This window comes from Nesterenkonia aethiopica (assembly GCF_039534665.1).
In the GTDB taxonomy this organism is placed as follows: domain Bacteria; phylum Actinomycetota; class Actinomycetes; order Actinomycetales; family Micrococcaceae; genus Nesterenkonia; species Nesterenkonia aethiopica.
This window is the reverse complement of sequence record NZ_BAAAVT010000013.1, coordinates 48376-72090: the sequence shown is the minus strand read 5'-3', so window position 1 is coordinate 72090 and position 23715 is coordinate 48376. Positions and strand designations below refer to the sequence as shown.

19 protein-coding genes are annotated in these 23715 nt (G+C 71.1%); 10 read left to right on the top strand and 9 right to left on the bottom strand.

Going from position 1 to position 23715, the window contains the following annotated elements:
- Positions 1–49: 49 nt before the first annotated feature.
- Entirely contained in the window at positions 50–1042 is a 993-nt protein-coding gene (locus ABD658_RS10830; RefSeq protein ID WP_344681237.1) for a glycine betaine ABC transporter substrate-binding protein, read from the bottom strand.
- A 117-nt stretch (positions 1043–1159) separates the two neighbouring features.
- Here ABD658_RS10830 and ABD658_RS10825 point away from each other — a divergent pair, with 117 nt between their 5' ends.
- The 3 genes from ABD658_RS10825 to ABD658_RS10815 are packed head-to-tail and all read left to right on the top strand — an operon-like array spanning position 1160 to position 5105.
- Complete coding sequence (locus ABD658_RS10825) at positions 1160–2938, top strand: tetratricopeptide repeat protein (protein WP_344681235.1); 1779 nt, start codon at positions 1160–1162, stop codon at positions 2936–2938.
- The gene (locus ABD658_RS10820; RefSeq protein WP_344681233.1) at positions 2935–4413 is read left to right on the top strand and encodes a sensor histidine kinase; all 1479 of its coding nucleotides are present in this window, start codon (positions 2935–2937) and stop codon (positions 4411–4413) included. Before ABD658_RS10825 ends, ABD658_RS10820 begins: the two co-directional genes overlap by 4 nt.
- Positions 4410–5105 carry a response regulator transcription factor gene (locus ABD658_RS10815; RefSeq protein ID WP_311025926.1) on the top strand — a complete coding sequence of 232 codons (696 nt, stop codon included), beginning with the start codon at positions 4410–4412 and terminating at the stop codon, positions 5103–5105. The genes ABD658_RS10820 and ABD658_RS10815 overlap by 4 nt, the downstream gene beginning before the upstream one ends.
- On the opposite strand, the gene ABD658_RS10810 is transcribed toward ABD658_RS10815, so the two are convergent.
- From ABD658_RS10810 to ABD658_RS10790, 5 genes are all read right to left on the bottom strand, one after another.
- Complete coding sequence (locus ABD658_RS10810) at positions 5047–6384, bottom strand: aminoglycoside phosphotransferase family protein (protein ID WP_344744527.1); 1338 nt, start codon at positions 6382–6384, stop codon at positions 5047–5049. The genes ABD658_RS10815 and ABD658_RS10810 overlap by 59 nt on opposite strands.
- Positions 6385–6398: 14 nt before the next feature.
- Positions 6399–7349: a hypothetical protein gene (locus ABD658_RS10805; protein ID WP_344681228.1), complete on the bottom strand. Its 951-nt coding sequence runs from the start codon at positions 7347–7349 to the stop codon at positions 6399–6401.
- Between the two features lie 134 nt (positions 7350–7483).
- Positions 7484–8146, bottom strand: coding sequence for a GNAT family N-acetyltransferase (locus ABD658_RS10800; RefSeq protein WP_344681226.1), 663 nt, complete (start codon positions 8144–8146; stop codon positions 7484–7486).
- A 14-nt stretch (positions 8147–8160) separates the two neighbouring features.
- Positions 8161–9825 carry a DUF885 domain-containing protein gene (locus ABD658_RS10795; protein ID WP_344681224.1) on the bottom strand — a complete coding sequence of 555 codons (1665 nt, stop codon included), beginning with the start codon at positions 9823–9825 and terminating at the stop codon, positions 8161–8163.
- Positions 9826–9887: 62 nt separating this feature from the next.
- Positions 9888–11327 (bottom strand): NAD(P)H-quinone dehydrogenase, encoded by a 1440-nt coding sequence (locus ABD658_RS10790; RefSeq protein WP_344744524.1) that lies wholly within the window; start codon positions 11325–11327, stop codon positions 9888–9890.
- A gap of 62 nt (positions 11328–11389) precedes the next feature.
- On the opposite strand from ABD658_RS10790, the gene ABD658_RS10785 reads away from it, so the two are divergent.
- From ABD658_RS10785 to ABD658_RS10765, 5 genes are all read left to right on the top strand, one after another.
- Positions 11390–12256 carry a purine-nucleoside phosphorylase gene (locus ABD658_RS10785; RefSeq protein ID WP_344681220.1) on the top strand — a complete coding sequence of 289 codons (867 nt, stop codon included), beginning with the start codon at positions 11390–11392 and terminating at the stop codon, positions 12254–12256.
- Between the two features lie 98 nt (positions 12257–12354).
- Entirely contained in the window at positions 12355–14184 is a 1830-nt protein-coding gene (locus ABD658_RS10780; protein WP_344681218.1) for a phospho-sugar mutase, read from the top strand.
- Positions 14185–14262: 78 nt separating this feature from the next.
- Complete coding sequence (gene deoC / locus ABD658_RS10775) at positions 14263–14988, top strand: deoxyribose-phosphate aldolase (protein WP_344681216.1); 726 nt, start codon at positions 14263–14265, stop codon at positions 14986–14988.
- Positions 14989–15053: 65 nt separating this feature from the next.
- A complete protein-coding gene (locus ABD658_RS10770) occupies positions 15054–15374 on the top strand; it encodes a hypothetical protein (RefSeq protein WP_344681214.1) in 321 nt (106 codons plus the stop codon).
- Between the two features lie 94 nt (positions 15375–15468).
- Entirely contained in the window at positions 15469–16458 is a 990-nt protein-coding gene (locus tag ABD658_RS10765) for an acyltransferase family protein (RefSeq protein ID WP_344681212.1), read from the top strand.
- Here ABD658_RS10765 and mfd read toward each other — a convergent pair.
- Both mfd and ABD658_RS10755 read right to left on the bottom strand, forming a co-directional pair.
- Positions 16361–20002 (bottom strand): transcription-repair coupling factor, encoded by a 3642-nt coding sequence (mfd, locus tag ABD658_RS10760; protein ID WP_344681210.1) that lies wholly within the window; start codon positions 20000–20002, stop codon positions 16361–16363. The two genes, ABD658_RS10765 and mfd, sit on opposite strands and share 98 nt — an antisense overlap.
- A 28-nt stretch (positions 20003–20030) precedes the next feature.
- The gene (locus ABD658_RS10755) at positions 20031–21002 is read right to left on the bottom strand and encodes an EamA family transporter (RefSeq protein ID WP_344681208.1); all 972 of its coding nucleotides are present in this window, start codon (positions 21000–21002) and stop codon (positions 20031–20033) included.
- A 79-nt stretch (positions 21003–21081) separates the two neighbouring features.
- Between ABD658_RS10755 and ABD658_RS10750 the strand changes: the two genes are divergently transcribed.
- Positions 21082–21948 carry a LysR family transcriptional regulator gene (locus ABD658_RS10750; protein ID WP_344681206.1) on the top strand — a complete coding sequence of 289 codons (867 nt, stop codon included), beginning with the start codon at positions 21082–21084 and terminating at the stop codon, positions 21946–21948.
- Between the two features lie 22 nt (positions 21949–21970).
- Here the strand turns inward: ABD658_RS10750 and ABD658_RS10745 are convergent, their stop codons facing one another.
- Positions 21971–23110 carry a calcium/sodium antiporter gene (locus tag ABD658_RS10745; RefSeq protein WP_344681203.1) on the bottom strand — a complete coding sequence of 380 codons (1140 nt, stop codon included), beginning with the start codon at positions 23108–23110 and terminating at the stop codon, positions 21971–21973.
- Positions 23111–23188: 78 nt separating this feature from the next.
- On the opposite strand from ABD658_RS10745, the gene ABD658_RS10740 reads away from it, so the two are divergent.
- Positions 23189–23596 carry a helix-turn-helix domain-containing protein gene (locus tag ABD658_RS10740; protein ID WP_344681201.1) on the top strand — a complete coding sequence of 136 codons (408 nt, stop codon included), beginning with the start codon at positions 23189–23191 and terminating at the stop codon, positions 23594–23596.
- The last annotated feature ends 119 nt before the right edge of the window (positions 23597–23715 follow it).

The window sequence follows — 23715 nt, the reverse complement described above, 5'->3', positions numbered from 1 at the left end:
GGCCCGGCGCAGATGACACCCTGAAGACTCCTCGCGCACTCCGCGAGGCTCAGCCCCAGTCCTCCGGCTCGGCGATGAGGTTCTCCTCCACCAGCCAGTACTCGGCGGCCTCCTGCGGGTCCAGCCCGTCGTCACCGTCGATGAGCTGCCGCAGGGTCACCATCGCCTCGTCGTCCAGCCGGGCGGCGATCTGGTCCACCACATCAGGCATCTCCTCGGAGATCCCGGCGTGGACCACCGGGACATGCTGCTCCTCTCCGAACGCCTGTTCCCCGTCCTGCAGGGCGACCAGCGCGTGCTCCAGGATGCCCGGATGGGAGTCGGTGATGATGGCCGCATCGATCTCGGCGGTGATCACCTGATGCAGCAGCTCCGCCTCGGTGCCCGTGAGGACCTCCTCCGGCTCACAGTCATAGAGCTCCTCCAGCAGCGGCTCCGGATCCGGCAGGTCCTGCCGAATGCCGATGCGCAGTTCGTCACAGGCGGTGGCGAAGGCGGGATCGTCCGCCTCGGCGCTGAGGTCGATCTCATGCTGCTCCGCTGTGACCGTGGTGATGACCATGGCGTTCGAGAGCACGGCGGCAGCCGGCTCCAGCAGCTCGGTGCCCGGCGCCTGGGCCTCCAGCTGGGACTCGACGACGTCCAGCAGCTCCTCCGCGGACGGACCCGGCTCCACCTCCTCGGCCGTGTCGTCCTCCGCCTGCAGCTGCTCGGCCAGCGGCAGCGTCCGTGCCAGGACCATGTCGTAACCGGGATCCTGCTCCTCGGCCATGGCCAGGACGAGATCGCCGACGTCGGCGTCGCGGGGCTCCACCACCGCAGGGGTCTCCCGGGAGTTCAGCGCCAGCGAATAGATGTGCGCCACCGTCCGGTCCAGTCCGTGGTCCGGAACCGCGATGGTCCACGCACGTTCGGCCGCCTCCCCCGTCGGCTCCTGGGCAGGCGGCGGCCCCGAGCAGGCCGAGACGACGAGGAGCACCGGAAGAAGCACCGGAAGCAGGGCCGGAAGCAGGGCTGAGCGACGGCCGGGCGGAGAGGTCATGGCTGCCATTCTAGGGGCGGACCGCCGGCCTGCAGTGCGTAGCAGGAGGCACCGTGGCCGCACACGCGCGACGGCGTCCGTGCACGTCACGCGCCCTGAACGCTTAGGCTGGAGGTGATGACACGTGATCCTGCCGATGTCGAGGTGGAGCTCAGCGGTGCGGCGCCGCTGATCACCCGTCTGCAGTCCCTGCTCCACGGACCGCAGGCCGATGAGCCGCGCGCCGAGACCGCGCGCGGCTGGCTGGACCTGGCCTACGAGGCCGCCTACGGCGAACGGTATTCAGCCGCCGCTGCCGCCGCACAGGCGGGCCTGTCCGCCGCCGGCGGGCAGGACCCGGAGAACCGGCTGATGCTGCTGCGGATCCTCGCCGGCGTCCACGAGATGCGCGGCGACACGGAAGCCTCCACTCCCTACGTGACCCAGCGTGTCGCCCTGCTCCGGGAGCTGAGGCGCACGCGCCAGGCCCGTATCGAAGAGGAGCTGGGCCCGATGCTGCTGCGAGAACCCGATCACGTGGAGGGCGAGATCCTGGCCCGTGTGGCCGAGCAGCTGCGCGACGAGGATGCGACCGCTGGCCGACCCAGCCTGGAGCTGGCCGATGTGCTCTCCTCCCAGGCGGTCCGGGTGCTGCATGACGAGGGCCCCGAGGCCGCTTTGCCGGTGGTCGAGGAGGCCGTCGACATCCTCATCCGCCTGGATCGCCCCGAGGCGCTGGCCGGGGCCCGCATGTTCCTGGCCCACACGTTGCTGCTTACCGGCGAGTCCGCCCGGGCCCTGCACGTGGCCGAAGAGGTCATGGCCGCGCCGGCGAACCGTGCGGTCCGCGGAGCGATGGCGATGCTGCGGGCCACCATCCACCACCATGACGACCGGCCCGAGCAGGCGATCGCCGACGCGATGACCTCCACCGAGCTCTACGCGGCCTGCGGAGTGCGCAAGGGTGCGGCCTCCGCGGCGGCCCTGCTGGCCAGCCTGACCTCCGCCGCCGACCAGGACGAGACCTCCGTGCTGGCGTGGCGGGTCGCCGTCCAGCAGGCAGAGCTCGGTGAGTTCCCCGAATCGCGGATGCTCACCCTCGCCCTGGGCCAGCAGCTGCTCGAGCTCGAGCGGTTCGAGGAGGCAGAGAAGGTCCTCGACGCCCTCTCGGTGCGGCTGACGGGATCCTCCGAGGACGCGTCCGTGCGCGCGCGGGCGCTCATGGGTCTCGGCCACGCGGTCACCCAGCAGAAGCGCCCCCTGGAGGCCATGGCGCACTGGGAGGAGGCCGCCGCCCTCTTCCGCTCGGTGGACGAGATCGAAGAGTCGGCGCGGGCCCACCTCGCCGCCGGTTCCCTGGCGGCCTCTCTGGAGCGCCTCGACGCCGCAGAGTCGCACCACCGCAAGGCCCTCGAACTGGCCCGGACCTCCCAGGAGGACGACCCTGCGGTGCTCGTCCAGGCGCTGCATTCGCTGGGCCATCTGCTGACCCGCACCGAGGACCCCTCCGGGGTGGCGCATCTGCAGGAAGCCCTCGACGTCGCCCAGGAGCACGGCACCGACTGGCAGGTCGCCGACATCACCGACTCCCTGGCGCGCGGCTATGTGGCCCTCGGCGACGGCGCCGCCGCCGTCGCCCGCGCCCTGGACGCCGCGGACCTGTTCCTCGCCGCCGGGGACGATCGGTCCGCCGGCGGGGCGGAGATCTTCGCCGGGAAGGTCCTGCTGGAGATGGGCCGCGCGGACGAGGCCGAGGCGATCCTGCGCATGGCCGTGGGCGACCGGCAGTCCGAGCATGATCTGGTCGCCGAGGCGCTGGAAGGGCGCATCGACGCGCTCATGCGGCAGGGCAAGCCCGAGGAGGCCGCCGAGCTGCGGCGGGAGCTCACGCGCCTCAAGCGCCGGATGAAGCCGTGAGACAGCTGACCGTCCGCACGCGGGCGCTGCTGGTCATGGTGTTCCTCACCGTGCTCACCCTCGTGCTGGCCGGCACGGCCGCCTACCTGCTCCAGCGCGTCGAGACCTACCGGACCATGGACGACTCCCTGGCCCGGACCGTCACCGAGTTCATCCAGCTCGGCGAGGACGGCAACGACCCCGAGACCGGAGAGCCGTGGCGAACCGCGGACCGGCTCATCTACGTGGGCATGCAGCGCACTCTGCTGGCCGAGAACGAGTCCATGGTCGCGATGCGGGAGGGGAACGTACGCCAGACCCCCAACGCACAGCAGCCGGTGCGGCTGGAGAACGACCCTCAGTTCCTGGACTGGGTCCTGGCGCAGGATCCCATCACCGAGAGGCGCATCCAGACCGTGACCACCGATGTCTCCACCTACCGCGCCGTGGCCGTGCCGGTGCAGATGGCCGAGGACGACTCGCACACCCTGTTCGTGCTGGCCGTCGACGTCGAGGCAGGGATGACGGCCCTGAACCGAACGTTCCTGACCTACGCCGGAGTCGGCCTGGGCGCGGTGGCGATCACCGGAGTCGTCGGCTGGCTGATGGTCGGGCGCCTGCTCGAGCCGATCCGGCGGCTGCGCCAGACCGCCCGCTCCATCACCGAGACCGACATCTCGCGGCGCATCGACGTCCACTCCCGGGACGACCTCGGCGAGCTCACCGTCACCGTGAACGAGATGCTGGACCGGCTCGAGACCGCCGTGACCTCCCAACGCCAGCTGCTCGACGACGTCGGCCATGAGCTGCGCACCCCGCTGACCATCGTGCGGGGCCACCTCGAGCTGGTGGACGCCCACGACCCCGACGACGTCGTCGCCACCCGTGACCTCAGCCTGGATGAGCTGGACCGCATGAGTCGGCTCGTGGAAGACCTGGTCACGCTGGCAAAGTCCGCACAGGTGGACTTCCTCGCCCCGGCCGCCACCGATGTGGACCTGCTCACCGACCAGGTCTTCGACAAGGCGGCCCTGCTGGGTGACCGCAGGTGGCGGCAGGACGGCACGGCCCGGGCCGTCGTGCCCCTCGACGCCCAGCGCATCACCCAGGCGTGGCTGCAGCTGGCGCACAACGCCGTGAAGTTCTCCGAGCCCGGTTCCGAGATCGCGGTGGGCTCCGCGCTGCGCGGCGGCGCCCTGCGCCTGTGGGTGCAGGACTCCGGAGCAGGGATCAGCCCAGAGGACCAGGAGGCGATCTTCTCCCGCTTCGCCCGCGGGACGAACTCCTCCCGCACGGAGGGCTCCGGGCTGGGGCTGACCATCGTGGACAGCATCGCCCAGGGCCACGGCGGGTGGGTGGACGTCATGTCCTCCCCGGGTCATGGATCCACCTTCACCATCGTGCTGCCGATCCAGAGTCTCGAGATGCTCGAGACCGCCCGCCCGACCAGCGTGACCAGCCTGACCAGTCTGACCAACCCAGGAGGGACCCGATGAGCAGGATCCTCGTCGTCGAGGACGAAGAACGGATCAGCGCATTCGTCGCCAAAGGACTCCGAGCCGCCGGCTTCGAGCCGCACATCGCCCGCACGGGGACGGAGGCGATCGTGGCGCTGGCCAACGCCCACTTCGACCTGGTGATCCTGGACCTCGGGCTGCCCCAGATGGACGGCTTCGAGGTGCTGCAGAAGGTCCGCTCCACCGGCAACGCGGTGCCGGTGATCATCCTCACCGCCCGGTCCTCCGTGGAGGACACCGTCCAGGGGCTGTCCTCGGGTGCCCAGGACTACATGGCCAAGCCGTTTCGGGTGGAGGAGCTCGTGGCCCGCGTCCGGCTGCGCCTGCGGCCCGACCCGCAGGCGCCCAGCGGCCCCGAGGAGGTCACCGAGCTGGAGCACGCCGGACTCCGTCTGGACCTGCCCAGCCGGCAGGCCAGCGTGGACGGCCGGGCCGTGGAGCTCTCCGCCCGGGAGTTCACCCTGGCAGAGGTGCTGCTGGAACATCCGCGGCAGGTCCTCTCACGGGACCAGCTGCTGGACATGGTCTGGGAGTCCAGCTCGGAGACCAGCTCGAACGTCGTCGACGTCTACATCCGGTACCTGCGCGCCAAGCTGGGTGCCGAGCGGATCGTCACGGTGCGGGGCGCCGGATATCGTCTGGCCACTGCGGAAGAGCTGGCCCGGCGCTGACGAAGCCCAGCAGCGCCTCCGCACAGGTGAGCCGATGCTCGGCCTGCGCCTCCCAACCATCCCGCCGCGAGTCCCGGGCGCCAGCCACCAGGGACAGCGCCACCGAAGCCGCCCGCAGGCGCAGCGCCTGAGGATCCACCGCCTGGGCGAAGACCCGGGCGAACCGGTCCAGGGCGGCCGGGGCGTGGACGTACCGCGAGTCCACCGCCGGCAGGACCGCGACGTGCCCCAGGAAGCAGGCCAGGTCGTCCACCCGGTGCCCCGGCCCCAGGGAGTCCACGTCCAGCAGGCAAGAGATCGTCTCCTCCTGCATCAGGACGTTCGCCTCGTAGAAGTCACCGTGGGTGGGCACCACAGGGCCGCGCTGAGTGAGCGGCAGCCCCTCCATGATGGCCCGCTCCAGCCGGCGGATCCGATCGGCACAGTACGGCAGCGCCGACACGGCCGCGGAGGCATAGGCAGGAAGGCGGTCCGTCCAGGCGTCGCGCGCCGGCAGAGTCATCACCGCCGCCGGCATCGCATCGAGCAGCTGGACGAAACGGGACGGGTCGACGGCCGCGCCGCCGTCGGCGAGCAGCTGCTCCGCCAGCGACTCCCCCGCTCCCTCCTGCAGCGCGACGACGTCGCCCACCGGCTCACGGACCGGCCGCGGCGCAGGGATGCCGGCGTCAAGAAGCATACGGTGGCGGGCATCGAGGTCGCGCGCCCGTCCGGCCCGCAGCACCTTCAGGTACAGGCGCGTGCCGTCGTCGAAGTCCGCGGCGATGACCGCCCGGCGCAGCGGCCGGTAGCTGATCGTCTCCAAGGCGACGAGCCGTCGCCCGGCTCCCCAGTGCTCCACCACGGAGGCCGGGTCGGTGGCCAGGCGCAGACCGGGAAGGCAGGGGTCCAACGGATGCTGCCAGATCGCCAGTCGGCCGTAGGGACTGTGCGAGTGGACGATGCCGTCGGCGTCGGCCGGCACGGACTCGGTCGTCATCCCCACATAGAGCTCGTCCACGTGGTCCGAGGTCTCCGTGTACACCCCGGAGGGCCAGTGCCGGGGCACCACCGGGCGGGCGGTGGCCACACGGTAGATGCCGGTCACCCCGGCGCCGGGACGGTGCTGGAGGGACTCCAGGTGGATGGAGGTGGCGTAGACCCCCGTGTGCTGGACGGCCACCGAGATCGGCGAGTGGGCGTCATAGGACTCCATGAAGGCCAGCTGCTTGGCCTCCAGCTGCGCCGTGCTGGGCGAAGGGGCGGCCCGAGGGGCCTGCGGCGGTAGGTCGACGGCCATGGAGTGGTCGCGGCTCAGGCGCGTCGGCGCTTGAGCACCGCGTCGAGGTCGAGGGACTGCTGGACCGCCGTCTGGGGGCGGGTCGGCGTCGGCGGAGCGACAGCCGGACTCGAGGCCGTCCGGCCGATCTTCACCTCACCGGAGGGCTTCGGCTCCGACGGCGTGAGCGGCTCCGGAAGGGGCCGTTCGGCCTTCTCCGCCTCCAGGTACTTCGGAAGCGGCAGCTCCCGGGGCTCCCACGGCTCGGCCGGCGAGGAGGCGGCTGCCGCGGGTGCGGCGGGCTCCTCATCAGCGGGGAACGTCTCAGCCAGGTCCACCGGCAGGCCGTCGTCGTCGACCTCCTGCAGCGACCGCGGACCGCCCACGCCGCGCTCATCAGAGGTCAGGGCGTCGAACGGCGCCGTGCGGCCGGTCTGCTCCGGCACCGCCGCCGCCGTGTTCGGCACGGTGGGACGGCGCAGCCCCGCGGCGTCGACGTCCGGGTTCATCGCCTCCTGCAGGGCGGCGTCGAGACGCCGCCGCCGGCCACGACGACGGCGCGTCACGGCCATGGTGCGCAGCGTGGCCAGGCTGGCCAGCACCACGGCGGCGCAGAGCAGCGGGGTGACGACGGTCAGTGAAGTGACGGCGGCCAGGACACCGGTGACGACGGCGGCCAGCAGCGCGATCAGCCCGATCACCGTCACCAGGGTCCTGCCCCAGTGGATGGTGAGTCGGCCCGACGCCGCGGCCGCGGGCGCTCCGGTCCTCGATGCGGCGCTGGCTCCGCCGCGTGGAGTGGTCGCAGACATGCTTGCCCTTCTTCGGGAGGTCTCCGAGGGTCGGCTCGGGAGGCGCTGGGCCCGGATGATCAGCGCCGCCAGGAAGAGCCCGGCGATCAGGGCGAACAGCACCGACGAGTGGATGGGCAGGCTGGGGATCACGTTGATGATCGCCATGTCGAGGCGACCGATGCCCAGCGTCACCGTGAGTCCACCTGCCCTTCGTCGGCACCATCGCGTCCTGCACACCGGGGGTTACGCAGATCATGAGGTACGGCACCAGCGTAGCCGATCCGCGGCCCGGTTCCGGCGATCTGCGGCCGGCGACGCGAGGCGTGTCACATCAGCCGCCTCAGCAGCCCGTCACCGATCTCCTCCGAGGTCAGCGCGAAGCTGTGATGGTCCCGCCACTCCCCCGCGATGTGCAGGAACCGCTCACGCAGTCCCTCCTGCCGGAAGCCGAGCTTCTCCACCACGCGCAGGCTCGCGGCGTTCTCCGGCCGGATGCTGATCTCCACCCGATGCAGACCCCGGGAGATGAACAGGTGGTCACACGCCAGCGCGACGGCGGCGGTCATCAGGCCACGCCCGGCGTGCCCCTGATCCATCCAGTAGCCGATCGAGGTGCTGCGCGCAGACCCTCCGATGATGGGGCCCACGGTGACCTGGCCGATGAGACGCTCGGCGGCGTCCTCAAAGTCGGCGACGACGTCGCCCTGTTCCGCGGGGCGGAACCACAGCAGCCAGGGCAGGTGGCTGCCGGCCCGGGCCTGGCGGGCCATGGTGCGGGCCATCTCCCGGAATCCGGCCGGAGTCACCTCCGTGACAGGATGCTCGGGGGTGGTGGCGTCCCAGGGGGCGAGCCAGTCACGGTTGGCCGCCCGCAGTGCCAGATAGCGGTGCTCGTCCCGCATCGTCAGCGGGCGGAGTCGGATCTCCCCCGCCGGGACGGCGGCTCTGAGAGTGGTCGGCCAGTCCATGGCTGTGCGTCTGCGTGCCATCGTCGGCGAGCCCCTCAGTCCCGAGAGAGCGCGAAGCTCAACGTGTCCAGCCCCAGCATGCCCAGCTGGAGGACCTCAGTGTGGAAGGCTCGCAGGTCGAAGGCGGCCCCGTCGACGGTCTCACGCCGAGCCCGCTGCTGTTCGATGATGCGCTGACCCACCTTGTAGGAGGGCGCCTGTCCGGGCCAGCCGAGGTACCGGAGGAACTCGAAGTCCAGCTGAGCCTCGGAGATCGGCAGGTGCTCCCGGAGGAAGGCGCGCCCTGCCTCCGGGGTCCAGGTTCCGCCGCCGTGTTCCCGAGGCGCCGGCATTCTGCAGTGGACCCCGATGTCGAACACCACGCGGGCGACCCGCATACGCTGCATGTCCAGCATGCCCATCTGGTCGCCGAGGTCGTCGAGGTGCCCGAGCTCGGCCATCAGCGTCTCCGCGTACAGCGCCCATCCCTCGGCGTATCCGGAGACGAAGCAGCCGTGGCGCCGCCAGGAGTTCAGTCGGTCCTTCACCAGGGTGGCGGTGGCGATCTGCAGGTGATGGCCGGGCACGCCTTCATGGTAGACCGTGGTGGTCTCGGCCCAGGTGGTGAACCGGGTGTCCGACGGCGGCACCGACCACCACATCCGGCCCGGCCGGGTGAAGTCGTCGCTGGGGCCCGTGTAGTACACCCCTCCGTCCTGGGTGGGTGCGATGCGGCACTCCAGGACGTCCATGGGTGCGGGGATGTCGAAGTGGGTGTCCTTCAGCGCGGCGACGGCGTCGTCGGAGAGGCGCTGCATCCACGCCTGCAGGGCCTCGGTGCCGTGCAGCTGCCGGGCGGGGTCCTCGTCCAGGATCCGTTTGGCCTCCGCGATGTCGGCGCCGGGGCGGATCCTCTCCGCCACCTGCTGCTGAGCCTCGACGATCCTGGCCAGCTCCTCGAGCCCCCACCGGTAGGTCTCCTCGAGGTCCAGCACGGTCCCGGTGAACACCTGGGAGGCCAGCCGGTAGTGGTCCGGGCCCACCGCGTCCTCCTCGGGAGCATCGGGCAGCAGATCGTCGGAGAGCCGGCCCGCGAGCCGCTGGTAGCCTGCGGCGGCCGCGGCGACGCCCTCGGCGACCTCGTCGACCGTGCTCTCCTGGACTCCGGCTCTCCGAGCGGCGTCGACGAAGGTGCTCAGAGCGCCCTCGGACCGCGCATAGTCCCGGCACTGCTCGGCCACGGCGACGACCTGTCGACGGGCCGGGACCTGACCGAGGCTGCGCGAGTGGCGCAGCGACTCCCAGTACCCGTCCAGCGCACCGGGCAGGTTGCGCAGCCGCCCGGCGATCTGGGCGAAGTCCTCTGCGGTGTCCTGGGGCATCAGCTCCAGGACCATGCGCACGTCCTGAGGCGCGGAGGCGAGGTTGTTCAGCTCAGTGCGACCGGTCTCGTGCAGGGCGACCTCCAGGCCCAGCCGTTCACGCATCGCGTGCAGCGTCACCGCGTCGGTGTGGTCTTCCGGGATGAGCCCGTCCAGCCCGGCCAGTGCCCGACGGTGCTCCGCGACGACCTCCTCCCGTCCCGCCGGGGACAGGTCGGAGTACTCGGTCTCGACGCCGCGTCGACCCAGGATCGTGGCCTGTTCTGGGCTGAGCGCGAGCAGCCGCTCGAAGTGCTCCTCGGCGTGGGCGTCGACGGCGGTGGGTGTGCGTGAGGTCATATCCGCATGCTATCGCGCGCTGATCAGGCGAGGCGCGGGCAGCGGACCCGTCGGGCCGGGTGCTACAGGTGCACGTGCAGGCGGCGGGCCGCCTCCGCCAGGGAGCCCGACAGCGACGGGTACACGGTGAAGGTGGCGGCGACGTCGTCGACGTGGATCTTCTGCGTGACCGCCAGAGCCAGCGGGAAGATCAGCTCGGAGGCGCGCGGGGCGACCACGACGGCGCCGATCACCGTGCCCGAACCCTTGCGGGAGAAGATCTTGACGAAGCCGTCCTTGACGTTGGTCATCTTGGCCCGCGGGTTGGTGGCCAGGTCCAGCTTCACGACGTCGGCCTGATACTTCCCGGAGTCCACCTGCTCCTGGGTCACCCCCACAGTGGCGATCTCCGGAGAGGTGAACACGTTGGAGGCCACCTGGTGCAGCTTCAGGGGCTTCACGGCGTCGCCCTGCATGTGGGAGATCGCCACCCGGCCCTGCATGGCGGCCACGGAGGCCAGCGGCATGACCCCGGTGCAGTCGCCCGCGGCATAGACGTTGTTCGCGGTGGTGCGGGAGACGCTGTCCACCAGGATGTGCCCGGACTCGGCGGTCTCCACGCCGCATTCGGCCAGCCCGATGTCCTCGGTGTTGGGGATCCCGCCCACGGCCATCAGGCAGTGGGAACCCTCGAGCACGCTGCCGTCGGTCAGGGTGACACGCACTCCCTCGGCGGTGCGCTCCACCGCCTCGGCACGGGACTGGGAGGCGACCTGCACGCCGACCCGAGCGAAGGAGTTCTCCAGCACGCGGGCGGCGTCGGCGTCCTCTCCGGGGAGCACGCGGTCACGCGAGGAGACCAGGGTGACCCCGGCCCCGAGGCGCCGGTAGGCGGAGGCGAACTCGGCACCGGTGACGCCCGAGCCGACCACGATCATGTGCTCGGGCACCTCGGTGAGGTTGTAGGCCTGGGTCCAGTTGAGGATCCGCTCGCCGTCGGGCTGCGCACTGGGCAGCTCCCGCGGGTGCGCCCCGGTGGCGACCAGGACGGCGTCGGCCTCCACCAGCTGCGTCTCCCCGCCGGCAGTGGTGACCTCGAGGTGATGCGGCGGCACCAGTCGACCGCGGCCCCTGATGATCGTGACCCCGATGGCCTCCAGGGAGGCCTGGATGTCCCGGGACTGGTCATGGGCGAGCTTGAGCAGACGTTCGTTGACCTTGGAGATGTCGGCCCAGGCCTCGGTCTCATAGGCGTCGCTGCTGTGGTCTCCGAAGCGGACGCCGAAGGCGGTGGAGGCGTTGACCCGACGCATCGCGTCCGCCGTGGCGATCAGCGTCTTGGACGGCACCACATCGGTGAGGACCGCCGAGCCGCCGAGCCCCTTGTCCTCCACCACGGTGACCTGGGCCCCGGCGTCGGCGGCGACGAGCGCGGCCTCATATCCGCCCGGGCCGCCGCCCAGGATCGCAACACGGTCAGGGGCGAAGTGCGTGCGGAAGTCAGGTGAAGTCACGGGGACCATTGTGCCGACTCGTCGGGGGTTTTCATAGCTGGCCGCGGGACCGCCCAGGTAGATTGGTGTCGATGAGCGAGAACATGCAGCACGTGGCCCATGAGCCCGACCTGACCCCCACCAACGACCCGACCGCCCCGGCGAACAAGCTCGCCGAACAGGCGGCGTCTGTCCTGCTCGAACGCGCCGGCGTCGACGCCTTCGACCTCGCCTGCACCCTGGGCTCCGGCTGGGGCGAGGCCGCCGGGCAGCTCGGCGAGCAGATCGCCGAGATCAGCGCCGACGACGTCCCCGGCTTCCACCTCTCCGGGGTCTCCGGCCACACCGGCACCCTGAAGGTCTTCCGCACGCCCGCCGGCGCCACGATCCTGGTGGTGGGCGCCCGCACCCACTACTACGAAGGGCGCGGCGTGGACGCTGTGGCCCACGGAGTGCGCACCGCGGCAGCGGCCGGGGCGCGGACCATGGTGCTGACCAACGGCTGCGGCGGACTCGACCCGGACTGGGCGCCCGGGACTCCCGTGCTCATCAAGGACCACATCAACCTCACGGCGACCTCCCCGCTGCGCGGGGCGCACTTCGTGGACATGACGGACCTGTACTCCCCACGGATCCGGCAGATCGCCCGGCAGATCGACCCTGCGCTGCCCGAGGGCGTCTACGCGCAGTTCCCGGGCCCGCACTACGAGACCCCCGCCGAGGTCCAGCACGCCCGGATCATCGGCGCCGACCTGGTGGGCATGTCCACCGCGCTGGAAGCGATCGCGGCACGGGCCGCCGGCATGGAGGTCTTCGGGATCTCCCTGGTCACCAACCTGGCCGCCGGCATCTCCGACGAGCCGCTGAGTCACCAGGAGGTCCTCGACGCCGGACGCGAAGCCGCCCCGCGCATCGCCTCGCTGCTGGCGAAGATCATCGCCGGATCCCTGGAGGCCTGAGGAGGGCTGGATCTCCCGTCGTGCTCGCCGCCGCGCCCGGATAAGCTGGACCCACCGCTGGACACCAGGGTGAGCCCACGACCGAGGAGCTGAGACGAGTGCCGGAGACCACGAACGTCACTGTCAAGGACGAGCTGCGCAGCACCGTCCGCCGCTGGATCCAGCTGGATCCGGATCCCGCCACCCGCGGAGAGCTCAGCTCCCTGCTGACCCGGGCCGAGGGCTCCGACGCCGAGGCGGCCGACCAGCTGGCCCGACTCTTCGCCGGTCGGCTGGCGTTCGGCACCGCCGGGCTGCGCGCCGAACTCGGCCCGGGCCCGCTGCGCATGAACCGGCTGGTGGTCCGGCAGACCGCCGCGGGGCTGCTGCGGCACGCCGAGGAGAAGCTGGCCGAGGCGGACGGCGACGCCGCCGGCGCGCGGCGGATCGTGATCGGCTACGACGCCCGTCACCAGTCCGACGAGTTCGCCGCAGAGACCGCCCAGATCTTCGCGGCGGCCGGCTGGGAGGTCCACGCCTTCGACCGACCGGGCCCCACTCCCCTGCTGGCTCGTCAGGTGTTGGTCCGGGACGCCTCGGTGGGTGTGATGGTGACCGCCAGCCACAACCCTCCCCGGGACAACGGCTACAAGGTCTATCTGGGCGGCGTGCTGTCCCGCCTGCTGGAGCCTCACGGCCGCGGTGCCGGAGCGCAGATCACCGCCCCGGTGGACACGCAGATCGCGGCGACCATCGCCGCCGTGGTGGCCGAGGAGTTCGCCGGCGACCTGGAGGTCCGGCCGGCGGCGGCCCCGCAGATGCCCGAGGGCACGCTGCCCATCGACGACGACGCCCGCGCCGCCTACCGGGAGGAGGCTCTGGAGCTCCTGGATCCGGCGGAGTTCCCGCACCGGGACCTGACAGTCGTCTACACCGCCATGCACGGCGTGGGCGGAGAGATGGTCACCGAGCTGCTCGGCAAGGGCGGCTTCGCCCGCGTGGTCCCGGTGGCCGAGCAGTTCGACCCCGACCCCGACTTCCCCACCGCGGACTTCCCCAATCCGGAGGAGCCCGGCGCCCTGGACCTGGCCCTGCAGGCCGCCGCCGAGCACGACGCCGACCTGGTGCTCGCCAACGACCCCGACGCCGACCGGCTCTCCGCCGCCGTCGTCGACCCCGCCACGGGCCGGTGGCGGCAGCTCTCCGGCGACGAGATGGGGGCGCTGTTCGGCGCCCATCTGCTGCGCCGGGGTCCGCTGCGGGGCGCCGCGGACGGCGCGGCGCCGGTGATGGCCAACTCGATCGTCTCCTCCCGGCTGCTGGAGCGGCTCTGCGAGGTCCGCGGCGTCGGCCATTCGGCCACCCTGACCGGATTCAAGTGGCTGGCCCGGGTGGAGCACATGAGCTTCGGATACGAAGAGGCCATCGGCTTCAACGTCGATCCGACGCACGTCAAGGACAAGGACGGCGTCTCGGCGGCGCTGATCTTCGCGGAGCTGGTCGCCGATCTCAAGGCCCGCGGCAGCTCGGCCGTCGACGCCCTGGACGAGATCGCCGCCGAGGCCGGGGTGTTCGTCACCGACCAGGTGACCATCCGGGTGGACGACCTCAGCCAGCTGGGCGAGGTCACTGCGGGGCTGCGGCCGGAGCCGCCGGCCGAGATCGCCGGGGCCGCCGTCGTCGAGGCCCTGGACCTGACCCGGGACCCGCTGCCCGGCGGTGTCCTCGACGAGGCCACCGTGACCGACGCCCTGATCTACCTGACCGCGCAGGGCGATCGCGTGATCGTGCGGCCCTCCGGGACCGAGCCCAAGGTCAAGTGCTATCTGGAGGCCGTGGCCGACACTCCCGGCGTCGACTCCTCCACCGAGGCCATCGCGGAGGCCCGGCAGCGTGCCGCCGCGCGGCTGGGCGAGCTCCGTGAGAGCATGGAGCGGCTTCTCGGCTGACCGCCGCAGACGGCATCCACCATCCCTCGGCCGACCCGCCGAGACACGACCTCAGCGACATCCGCGCAGGAGAGACCCATGAGCACCACGCCCGACGGCGCCCCTGTCCCCGCCCCCCGCGACATGGCCGGCCTGATCGACCACACCGTGCTGAAGCCGGAGACCGACGAGTCCACGGTGCGCCGTGTGGCCGCCGAGGCCCGCGAGCACGGCTTCGCGTCGGTGTGCGTCAACCCGCGCTGGGTGCCGCTGGTCGTGGAGCTGCTGGACGACAGCCCGGTGAGGACCTGCACCGTGGTCGGCTTCCCGCTCGGCGCCACGACGACGGCGGCGAAGGTCGCCGAGACCCAGGAGGCGACGGTCTCCGGCGCCGAAGAGATCGACATGGTGGTCGACATGGCCGCGGCGAACGCCGGTGACGCCGAAGCAGTCGAGTCCCAGATCCGGGCGATCGCCGAGGCGGCGCACGCCGGGGGCGCCACCCTGAAGGTCATCCTCGAGACCGCCCTGCTCAGCGAGTCCGCCAAGGAGCTCGTGTGCCGGGCTGCTGAGGCCGCGGGCGCGGACTTCGTGAAGACGTCCACGGGCTTCGCCGGCGGCGGGGCCACGGCGGAGGACATCGCCCTGATGCACCGGCTCGTGGGAGGCCGGCTGGGCATCAAAGCCTCCGGCGGTGTGCGCACCTACGAGGACGCCGTCGCGATGGTCTCAGCGGGGGCAACACGCATCGGCGCGAGCTCCTCTCTTGATATCGTGGGAGCAGACGACACGACGTCCGCAGCCGGCGCCGACGCCAGCTACTGAGCAACGGACATCGACCACTGGCCGCCCAGCGGGGCCATGAAGACTTCCTCAGGGGGAACCACCACATGATCAGCAACGGCAAGGTCAAGGCCTACTCCGGCCAGGGCAACCTCGTCGGCAATCTCATCGCCTTCCTCTTCGTGTTCGGCCTCCTGGTCGGCTCAGTGGTGGCCATCGGCTTCTGGAGCCTGGAGAACGCCTGGATCCCGGGGCTGTCCTTCATGGCCCTGTGGACCCTGGCCTTCTTCGTGGCCAAGGAGGTCATCGGACGGTCGGACTCGCTGGAGCACCAGGACCTGCACGGTGAGCACGGAGAGCCCCTGGACGCCATGGCCTCCCGTGCCGCCGAGTCCCAGGCTTCGACGCGCGAGCCGAAGGCCCACTGACCGCCCTGTCCCGCGCTGAGAGACCGCTGAGACCCTGACGGCACACCCCACGGCACCCGCCCGCTCCGATCGCGCCTCCGGACGCAACATCGGAGTGGATCTGCTGCGGGTCATCTCCGTGGCCGCCGTCGTCATCGGACACGCCTATCCGGGCATGCCCGGCGAGGAATATCTGCAGATCTGGCGCATGCCGCTGTTCTTCTTCCTCGCCGGGTTCTTCTTCTCCACCTCCCGGACCTTCTCCGGTGAGGTCGCCGTGCGCTGGCGGACGCTGGCCACCCCGTACCTCACCTGGTTCCTGATCCTGCTCGGTGCGGTGTGGGCCATGGAGCACACGCCGTGGCCGTTCGGGGAGTACGTGATCTCCGGGGCGCTGGCCGGCGGCGCTTCCACTGACATGCCGTTCCTGGCGTTCTGGTTCATCTCCGTGATGTTCTTCGCCGCCCTGCTGCTGCGCATCCTGGTGGCCCTGCCCTGGTGGGTGGGCGTCGTCGTCGCGCTGGTGGGCCTCACCCTGGCGGAGATCCCGGAGTCCCGGATGGCCTATACCCTGCTGGGCATCGGACTGGTGCCGGCGTGCACCACCTACATGCTGGCCGGCTACTGGTTCCGCCGCCATTTCTGGAGAATCCCCCGCGCCGTGCCGGTAGGGGTGCTCTGCCTGATCGTCGGGTTCGGCGGCGTCGTGCTGGGCGCGGAGACCATGAACATGAAATGGTCCGGCTTCGGCACCTACCTGCTCTCGCCGATGCTGGCAATCCTGATCTGCTGCGGGATGGTGCTGATCTTCTCCACGCGGGTGGACGCAGTGCTGCGCCGCCTCCCCCCTGCGGTGACCGTGCTCTCCGAGCTGGTGCGCACCGGAACCCTGGTGGTCTTCGCGCACGCACTCGTCCTCTACCTGGCGCTGCGCTGGCTCGGCATCGAGGAGCCCCTCACCCGCACAGCGCTGGCGCTGGCCCTGTGCTGGGCCCTGGGGGTGCTGGTCAACCGGACGCCGCTGTCGCCGTACCTGACCGGACTGCCGGCGCGAAGATCGCCTCGAACACCTGCTCCAGCCAGCCCAGCAGCGCCTCGTCCGTGAGGTCCTGGCCACCCACCCGGGCGGTGGTGGGCCGCGGGAGGAGCACCGCTGAGAGCGACGACTTGATCTGAGACCCCGGGTACAGGCGTTCCAGGCGCATCTGACGAGACTCGGGCAGCTCCTCCACCGGAGCGAAGCGGATGAACTTCCCCTGCACCCCGATGTCGGAGATCCCGGCGGCCCGGGCGCGGTTCCGCAGGCGGGCCACCTCCACCAGGTTCTGCACCGCCTGGGGCAGCTCCCCGTAGCGGTCCTGCCATTCGGTGACCACCTCGGTGATCTTCTCCTCGGTGTCCGCGGCCGCCATCTTCCGGTAGCCCTCCAGCCGCAGCCGCTCCCCCGGGACGTACTCCTCCGGGAGGTGGGCGCTGATGGGCAGCTCGATCTTGACCTCGGTGATCTTCTCTTCGGCGTCGCCGCGGTAGTCGGCCACCGCCTCCCCCACCAGGCGCAGGTACAGGTCGAAGCCGACCCCGGCGATGTGTCCGGACTGCTCGCCGCCGAGCAGGTTCCCGGCCCCGCGGATCTCCAGGTCCTTCATAGCCAGCTGCAGCCCGGCGCCGAGCTCGTTGTTCGCCGCCACGGCCTTCAACCGCTCCAGGGCGACCTCTCCCAGCGGCTTCTCCGCAGGGTAGAGGAAGTAGGCATAGGCGCGCTCCCGGGAGCGGCCCACCCGGCCGCGCAGCTGGTGCAGCTGGGAGAGCCCGTAGGTGGAGGCGCGGTCCACGATGAGCGTGTTCGCGTTGGAGATGTCCAGGCCGGTCTCGATGATCGTGGTGGAGACCAGCACGTCGAAGCGCTTCTCCCAGAAGTCCTGGATGATCTGCTCCAGGCGGGACTCGCTCATCTGGCCGTGGGCCACTTCCACGCGAGCCTCCGGCACCAGCTCGCGCACCTTCGCCGCAGTCGCCTCGATGGAGGAGACCCGGTTGTGCACGAAGAACACCTGCCCTTCGCGCATGAGCTCACGGCGGACGGCCGCCGAGACCTGCTTGTCCGTGAACGGCCCCACATAGGTGAGCACCGGGTGCCGCTCCTCCGGCGGGGTGGCCAGGGTGGAGGTCTCCCGGATCCCGGCCATGGACATCTCCAGGGTGCGGGGGATCGGGGTCGCGGACATCGCCAGCACGTCCACATTGGTGCGCAGCTTCTTCAGCGCCTCCTTGTGCTCGACGCCGAAGCGCTGCTCCTCGTCGATGATGACCAGCCCCAGGTCCTTGAACTGGACCTCCTTGGAGAGCAGACGATGGGTGCCGATGACGACGTCGACGTCGCCTGCGGCGATCCCGGCGATGATCTCCCGGGACTCCTTGGCCGTCTGGAAGCGAGAGAGCGCCTTCACCGTGACGGGGAAGCCGGCGAACCGTTCGGTGAAGGTCTCCTGGTGCTGGGAGCTCAGCAGCGTGGTGGGGACCAGCACGGCCACCTGCTTGCCGTCCTGGACGGCCTTGAACGCCGCCCGGACCGCGATCTCGGTCTTGCCGTAGCCGACGTCGCCGGAGATCAGCCGGTCCATGGGCACCTCTCGCTCCATGTCCCGCTTGACCTCCTCCATGGTGGTCAGCTGGTCGGGGGTCTCCGGGTGCGGGAAGGCGTCCTCCAGCTCCCCCTGCCAGGGGGTGTCCGGGCCGAAGGCGTGGCCCCGGGAGGCCATGCGCGCAGCATAGAGTCGGATGAGCTCGCCGGCGATCTCCTTGACGGCGCGCTTGGCCTTCTTCTTGGTCTGAGCCCAGTCGCTGCCGCCCATCTTGGACAGGCTCGGGGCGTCCCCTCCCACATACTGCGACACCTGGTCCAGCTGGTCGGTGGGCACCATGAGGCGGTCCTTGGGGCCTCCACGCTTGGAGGGGGCGTACTCCAGGACCAGGTACTCGCGGATCCCGGCGGTGCCGGCCTTCACCGCCTGCGGAGAGCCCACACGCCGCTGGACCAGCTCCACGAACTGGCCGATGCCGTGCTGCTCGTGGACCACGTAGTCGCCCTGCTTCAGGGCCAGCGGGTCCACCGCGTGACGACGACGGCGGGCCGGCATGCGCCGCGAACCGGTGGATCCCGAACGCATGGAACGTCCCAGCATCTCGGACTCGGTCAGCAGCGCCAGCTGCAGCGGGTCCACGGCGAAGCCCTGCGAGACCTCCGCAGTGGTGACGGTGATCCTCCCCGGGGAGGGGGCCTCCTCGAGGCTCTCCACCAGCTCGGCGGGGACCTCATGCTCGGCCAGCAGCTCGGCCACCCGCTGGGCCGAGCCGTGCCCGGCGGTGGTGACCACCACGGACCAATGGTCCCGGGCCCGCTCGGCCAGGAACTGCATGACATCCTCCACGCTGCCGCGATACCCGATGGGCTCACGGGAGTCGAGGGAGACGATGTCGGCGTCCTGCTCGAGCTCCTCGTCCAGCCCCAAGGAGGTGATCGACCACCATCCGGCGCCGTGCTGCAGGGAGGCCTCCCGGGTCTCGCCCAACGTGGCGAAGGAGCCGGCGGCCAGGCCCTCCTGCTCGGCGGCGGTGATGTCCAGCGGCGCGGCGCCGCCGTCGGGGGCTGCGGCCCAGGCCGCGGCGAGGAACTCCTCATTGGTGGCGGCCAGGTCCTGGGCGCGGCCGCGGGTGCGCTCCGGCTCCACCACTACGGTCAGTGATCCGGTCGGCAGCTGGCTGACCAGGGGGACCATACGGTCCACGAGCACCGGGGCCAGGGACTCCATGCCTTCGGGCGCCAGCCCGTCGGCGATCTTGGTCAGCAGGTCCTGGGCGTGGGGCATCTGCGGCAGCAGCTCCTTGGCCCGGGCCCTGACGTCCTCGGTGATCAGCAGCTCCCGGCAGGGGGCGGCGTCCACGGCGGTGGGATGCTCGTCCTCCTCCAGCGAGCGCTGATCGGCCACGGAGAACCGGCGCATCTGGTCGATCTCGTCGCCGAAGAACTCCACGCGCACGGGATGGGGCTCGGTCGGCGGGAAGACGTCGAGGATTCCACCGCGCACCGCGAACTCGCCGCGACGGGTGACCATGTCCACCCGGGTGTAGGCGGCGTCGGCCAGGCCGGCGACGACGTCGTCGAAGTCATGCTCCTGTCCGACCTCCAGCCGCACCGGGGCCAGATCGCCGAGGCCGTCCACCAGCGGCTGGACGACGGCGCGCACCGGCGCCACGACGACGTCGAGCCGACCGGCCTGCTGCGGGTGGGCGAGCCGCCGGAGCACGGCGAGCCGTCGGCCGACGGTGTCCGAGCGTGGGGACAGCCGTTCGTGGGGCAGGGTCTCCCAGGACGGGAAGTGGGCGACCTCGATCCCCGGGGCGTAGCTGCGCAGCGAGGTGGCCAGGTCGTCGGCCTCTCGATCCGTGGCGGTCACCGCCAGCAGCACCCCGGTGTCCTCCGCGCCGCGCAGTCGGGCGGCGATCTCCGCGACCAGAGCCGGCCGCAGACCGGTGGTGGCGGCGATCTGCAGCTCGTCGGTGCGTTCGGCCGCCGGGTGCGAGGCCGCGGCGGAGACCCGCCCATAGGAGGAGGAAGCCGCCAGTACCGTGCGCAGACCGGACAGTGCCATGGAGTGGAACGCCTCGCTTCGTGACAGTTCAGGGGAGAGTCGCCGGACCAGGTGGCCGATGGGCCTCCCACAGGATACTGCGCCGCCCGCCGGCAAGGCATCCACGTCCGCTCTCAGCGGGAGGCGACGTGAGGGACGGACCGCGGCGTCGCGGCTCCAGCTGACCGGCGACCAGGGCCGCCAACGCCAGGCCGTACCCTCCCAGCTGGGTCCAGGTGAACACCTGGCCCAGCACCACCACACCCATCAGGGCGGCAGTGAGGGGCGAGAGCAGCCCCAACAGTGCCGTGGCGGTGACGGGCAGCCGCCGCAGTCCGTCGAACCACAGGCCGTAGGCCACCAGCCCGCCGACCAGCCCCAGCCACAGGTGGCCGAGCACCGCACCGGCGTCGAGACCGGTGGGCGGCCCCTCGACCAGGATTGCGGGGAGCAGCAGGACGACGCCGCCGGCGGCGAGCTGCCAACCTGCATAGCCCACGGGTCCCACTCCGTCGGGTCGGCCCCAGCGCTTGGTGAGGACCACTCCGAAGGCCATGCAGACGGCCCCGGCCAGGCCGGCGACCACGCCCAGCCCGTCCAGCGCCGCCGCCGGGCCGAGGACCACCATGCCCACACCGACCACCCCCAGCCCGCCCCACAACAGCCGCCAGCGGCACAGCCGTTCGGAGAGCACGACGACCACCAGCAGGGTCACCAGCAGCGGCTGGACTGCGCCAAGGGTGGCCGCCGCTCCCCCAGGAAGCCGCTCCGCCGCCAGGAACAGCAGCGGGAAGAACGCGCCGATGTTCAGCGTGCCGAGGACCAGGGACCGCCACCACCAGTGCCCGTGGGGCAGACACTGCGCGATCAGCAGCGCCAGCAGCCCGGCAGGCAGCGCACGCAGCAGAGACGCGGTGAGCGGCCGGTCCGGAGGAAGCAGCTCAGTGGTCACCAGAAAGGTCGTGCCCCAGGCGATGGGGGCCAGGGCGGTCAGCACAGTGGTGCGCAGGACGGCGTTCATGGCACCAGCCTCCGCCAGCACTCATCGATGAGTCCAACACATCTTTGTCATCGCAACCATCGTGATGCACGATAGATGGATGGACCTGCAGCAGATCCGCTACGTGCTCGCCGTCGCCGAGCACCGCAGCTTCACGCGGGCAGCGCGGGCATGCTTCGTAGTGCAGTCCGCCCTCAGCCACCAGATCGCCGCCCTCGAGAAGGAGCTCGGCGTGCGGCTCTTCGCCCGCAGCAGCCGACGCGTCGAGCTGACCGCCTCCGGAGAGGCCTTCCTGCCGGCGGCACGCCAAGCCGTGGAGGCCGCCGAGCGGGCCGCGGCCGAGGCGGCCTCCGCCGCCGGAGAGATCCGCGGAACGGTGCGCATCGGGATCATCCCCACCGTCACCGCCGTCGATCTGCCGGCCCTGCTCCGCCGCCTCCACGAGGCCCATCCCGAGGTGACGGTGAGCCTGCGCATGGGGCGCAGCGACGAGATCGTCACCGAGATCCGGCACGGCCGGCTCGACATCGGGATCCTCGGGCTGGCGGCCGGCCAGTCACCGACGGGGGTCAGCTCCCGAGAACTGGCGCGGGACCGGCACGTGGCCGTCGTCGCCCCGGACCATCGACTGGCCCGCCGCCGGAGGGTCCGTCTCGAAGAGCTCGCCGACGAGCGCTTCGCCGACTTCCCCGCCGACTCCCCCGGGCGCACCCAGACGGACCTGGCCTTCGCCGAGGCCAGGCTGACCCGCGAGGTGGCCTTTGAGTCCACCACCGCGGACCTGATCCTCGGCCTGGTGCGTCAGCGGCTCGCCGTCGCGCTGCTGCCCTCCGCGCTCGACGACGAGTTCCAGGGTCTGCACACCCTTGACGTGATGGACGGGCCGACGCGCACCGAGCATCTGGCCTGGGACGGGTTCAACACGTCCCCGGCCGCTGCGGCGCTGTTGGAGCTTCTGCCGGAGTGACCCCGCCCGCCCCGACGGCTGATCAGTCGATCCCCGCCTGGCACCTGCCATGCCGGAGCCCGACCTCGTAGCCCACCAGGGCGATGATCCACAGGGCGGTGACCGGCAGGACGAACCACACCATGGCCGCGCTGAACGGCCCCAGCACGGCGTGATGGGAGGCGGCCATCACCAGATAGGCCACATACGAGGCGTAGAGGGCGACCAGCAGCGCCCCCTCCCAGCGAGAGATCGCCTGGCCGGTGAAGGCCAGCGGCAGCAGCACCAGCGCAGTGGCGAGCATGACGGGCATGTCGAAGTGGATCGCCGCGGCCTCGACGTCGATGCCCGAGGGTGCGACGAGGGCGGTCACTCCGACCACGGCCCCGATGTTGAAGATGTTGGAGCCCACCAGGTTGCCCACGGCCATCTCCCGCTCCCCGCGCAAGGCAGCGATGATGCTGGTGGCCAGCTCAGGCAGCGAGGTGCCGATGGCCACCACCGTCAGACCGATAACGAGGTCAGAGACTCCGAAGGCCTCGGCGATGTCGGTGGCCCCCGAGACGAGCATCTGCGCACCGACCACGAGCAGAGCCACGCCGACGGCGACCAGGACCAGGTCGGTGAGGACCGAGCGCAGCGTGGTGGCCCGCAGAGCCTTCATGAGTGGGCCCGGCTCCTCGCTCCACTCCTCCTCGACGCCGAGCGCAGGAACCCGGCCCTTCGACCGCTGACGTCGGGCATAGATGACCAGCGCCACCAGGTAGACGCCCAGGAGCACCAGCAGGAGGACCCCTTCCCAGGTGGCGATGCCGCCGTCGAGGGCCAGCACCACCAGCAGCACCGAGAAGACGATCATCACCGGGATGTCCGCGCGGATGAGCTGCAGGCGCACGGTCAAGGCGCCGAAGACCGCCGTGAGCCCCAGCACGAAGAGGATGTTGGCGATGTTGCTGCCCACCACATTGCCGATGGCCAGACCGGGGGATCCTGTCAGCGCCGCACCGGTGGAGACCGCCAGTTCGGGGCTGGAGGTGGCGAAGGAGACCACGGTCAGCCCCACGATCAGCGAGGACAGTCCGGCTGTGCGGCCCAGCGACCCCGCGCCGCGCACCAGCGCCTCGCCGCCGGCGACGAGCAGCACGAAGCCGCCCAGGAGCAGAAGAATGCTGAGAATGCTCACCGGTCCAGCCTACTCTCGAGCATCTGCTCAGGGCAGAAACCCTGGAGAGCCACACAGCGCCCGGTCTACTGTGGGGCCATGAGCCAGCAGCAGGGGGACCGTACGACGTGGCGACGCGCCTCGCCGGGAGCCCTTGCGCAGCAGGAGCCGCTGTGGCGCGAAGTGCTCGGTGCCCGCCTCCGTCGGCTGCGAAAGCACCAGGGACGAACCCTGCATGACCTGGCCGCGGAGGCCGGACTGTCCCCGCAGTACCTCTCCGAGATCGAGCGGGGCCGCAAGGAACCCTCCTCGGAGATGATCGCCGCCATCGCCGGGGCACTCGGAATCGGACTGGTGGATCTCACCCTCGAAGTCGCCGACGAGCTGCGCCGCGACACGCTCTCCTTCATCGGCTTCGCCCCCGTCTCCGACCTGCGGACGCACACCGGCCCGCCCCCACGCGACGTCAGTGCCTCCACCGTGGTCAGCCTCAGCGCCGTCGCCTGAGCCGCCGCGATCGACCCACCGGTCATTGAAACCTTTTACTCCCGCATGACGCCTGCTACTGTGCCGCACGTCATGTGATCTGCGACATATTCAGTCGCCGGGAGACTTTCGACCTCATC